The sequence below is a fragment of the Streptomyces fuscigenes genome, from assembly GCF_021556455.1.
GTDB lineage: Bacteria > Actinomycetota > Actinomycetes > Streptomycetales > Streptomycetaceae > Streptomyces > Streptomyces fuscigenes.
Map to the genome: position 1 here is coordinate 1 of NZ_JAKGCV010000586.1, position 2842 is coordinate 2842.

The window sequence follows — 2842 nt, forward strand, 5'->3', positions numbered from 1 at the left end:
GCCGCCGCGGCCCGGGCCCGCCGGTCACCGGACGGCGCCGCGGGCCCCGAGGAGGTGCAGCCCGCCAGCAGGGCGGCGGCCGTGGCGGCTCCCGCGCCCCCCAGCGCCCGTCTGCGTGTCGTGCCCGTTCGCCCGTCTGCCTTCACGGCTACCTCCACGGCCATGCCGAGGCGCTGCCGCGGCCGGCCTCCGGGCAGAGCTTGGATGATCTTCGCAGGCGAGCGTACCCGCGGTACGGGGCCTGTGGGCGGCAACACCCTCGCGGACCGGATACCCTTTGGGACGGACAGGTCCGGCACGGTTTCCCGCCGAGGACGCCGGAAGAGGTACGACAACAGCACACGCGGCCGAGGAGTCACCCGGATGAGCACCACTCAGAGCGACAGGCTGCGGGGTCTGCTGGAACCGCTCGTCGGCGCGGAGGGCCTCGACCTGGAGGACGTCGAACTCTCCAAGGCCGGCCGCTACCGCGTGCTGCGCGTCGTCGTCGACTCGGACGAGGGCGTGGACCTGGACACCGTCGCCGAGCTGACGCGTGCGATCTCCGCCCGGCTCGACGAGGCCGACCCGCTGGGCGACGAGCAGTACCAGCTCGAAGTGACCTCCCCGGGCGCCGAGCGGCCGCTGAACGAGCAGCGCCACTACGTGCGCGCCGTCGGCCGGCTCGCCAGGATCAAACTCCACGAGGGCGGCGAGCTGGTGGCGCGCATCCTCTCCGTGGACGACACCGGACTCGACGTCGAGGTGCCGGGCGTGAAGGGCCGCAGGGCCACCGCGCGCCGCCTCGAGTTCTCGCAGGTCGCGAAGGCCCGCGTGGAGGTCGAGTTCAACCGCAAGGACAAGAGCACAGAGGAGGCGTAGCCGTGGACATCGATGTGAAGCTCCTGAAGGGCTTGGCGCACGAGAAGGAGATTCCCTTCGATCTGCTGGTCGAGGCGATCGAATCGGCCCTCCTCATCGCGTACCACCGCACCGAGGGCAGCCGCCGGCACGCCCGCGCGGAGCTGAGCCGCGACACCGGCCACGTGACGGTGTGGGCGACGGAGGACCCGGCCGAACTGGAGGAGGGCCAGGAGCCCGAGGAGTTCGACGACACCCCGTCGAACTTCGGCCGGATCGCCGCGACCACCGCGCGCCAGGTCATCCAGCAGCGCCTGAAGGACGCGGAGAACGACGTCACCTTCGGCGAGTACGCGCGCCGCGAGGGCGACGTCGTCGCGGGCCAGGTCCAGCAGGGCAAGGACCCGAAGAACGTCCTCGTCCGGCTCGACGACAAACTGGAGGCCATCCTGCCCGTGCAGGAGCAGGTCCCCGACGAGGAGTACACGCACGGCCTGCGGCTGCGCACGTACGTGGTGAGGGTGGCGAAGGGCGTGCGCGGCCCGTCCGTGACGCTGTCGCGCACCCACCCGAACCTGGTCAAGAAGCTGTTCGCGCTGGAGGTGCCGGAGATCGCCGACGGTTCCGTCGAGATCACCGCCATCGCCCGCGAGGCCGGCCACCGCTCCAAGATCGCCGTGCGCTCGATGCGCTCCGGGCTCAACGCCAAGGGCGCCTGCATCGGCCCGATGGGCACGCGCGTGCGGAACGTGATGGCCGAGCTGCACGGCGAGAAGATCGACATCGTGGACTGGTCGGAGGACCCGGGCGAGATGGTCGCCAACGCCCTCTCACCCGCACGGGTGAGCAAGGTGGAGATCGTCGACCTCGCGGCCCGCAGCGCCCGGGTGACCGTGCCGGACTACCAGCTGTCGCTGGCGATCGGCAAGGAGGGCCAGAACGCCCGCCTCGCCGCGCGCCTCACCGGCTGGCGCATCGACATCCGGCCGGACACCGAGCAGGGAGAGGGCCCGCGGGGCGAGTCCCGGGCGGCCGGAGACTCGGCCCGGGAGGCCTCCGCGCCCCGGAGCGCTGACCGGGACTGACGTCTTTCGGCCGACCGTGACCGGCGGCCGTCCGGAATCTTGCCCCATAGGGATGAGATCGATGTGGGGAGGTAGACTTGACCGCGTCTGGCCGGACGTCCGCCCGATCCTGCCCTGAGCGAACCTGCGTGGGGTGCCGGGGGCGAGCGGCCAAGAACGATCTGCTGCGCATCGTGGTGAGCGAGGGACATTGCGTCCCCGATCGAAGCGGTACGCTGCCCGGCCGGGGTGCTTACGTGCACCCCGTCGTGGACTGCCTTGAACTGGCGGTCCGCCGCCGGGCCTTTCCGCGGGCCCTCAGGGTCCAGGGACCGCTCGACACCGCACGCCTGCGTGGGGCCGTCGACGCGATCGGGGCCCGGGCGGGACGGCAGGAATGAAGAAGTACGGCACGGAACCCCGTGCGGTCAGGTACCTCGCGAGTTGGAAGTAGGTCGAGATTGCGATGAGCACTCGATGAGTACGCGATGAGTACGCCCATGAAGTAGCGACGGTCCGGCGGTAACCCGGACCTAAAAGGAGCGAAGTGGCTAAGGTCCGGGTATACGAACTCGCCAAGGAGTTCGGTGTGGAGAGCAAGGTCGTCATGGCCAAGCTCCAAGAACTCGGTGAATTCGTCCGTTCGGCGTCGTCGACGATCGAGGCGCCCGTTGTACGCAAGCTGACCGACGCGCTGCAGGGCCCGTCCGGCAATGGCAACGGCAAGTCCGCCGCCAAGCCCGGTGCGCCCCGCAAGGCCGCGCCTGCCAGGCCCGCAGCGCCGTCCCCGGCGCAGGGTGCGGGCACCTCTCCCGGCGCCAAGCCGGCGGGAGAACGTCCCGCTGCCCCGAAGCCCGGCGCCCCGGCCCCCAAGCCGGCCGCAGCCCAGGCTCCGGAGCCCAGCACCCCCGCGGCTTCCGCGCCCGCCCCCACGGGGC

The 2842-nt window shown here is 71.4% G+C and carries 4 protein-coding genes; all 4 read left to right on the top strand.

Features of this window, described 5'->3' with window-relative positions:
- The first annotated feature begins 363 nt into the window (after window positions 1-363).
- Window positions 364-861: a ribosome maturation factor RimP gene (gene rimP / locus L1885_RS26620; protein ID WP_235799713.1), complete on the top strand. Its 498-nt coding sequence runs from the start codon at window positions 364-366 to the stop codon at window positions 859-861.
- Window positions 862-863: 2 nt separating this feature from the next.
- Entirely contained in the window at window positions 864-1925 is a 1062-nt protein-coding gene (gene nusA, locus L1885_RS26625; protein ID WP_235799714.1) for a transcription termination factor NusA, read from the top strand.
- Window positions 1926-2002: 77 nt separating this feature from the next.
- Window positions 2003-2305 (top strand): YlxR family protein, encoded by a 303-nt coding sequence (locus L1885_RS26630; protein WP_235799715.1) that lies wholly within the window; start codon window positions 2003-2005, stop codon window positions 2303-2305.
- Between the two features lie 146 nt (window positions 2306-2451).
- On the top strand, window positions 2452-2842 hold a 391-nt coding region (locus L1885_RS26635), incomplete at its 3' end, for a translation initiation factor IF-2 N-terminal domain-containing protein (protein ID WP_235799716.1).

Coding starts and splice junctions, on each gene's coding strand:
- rimP (WP_235799713.1), top strand. CDS start 364: ATGAGCACCACTCAGAGCGACAGGCTGCGGGGTCTGCTGGAACCGCTC.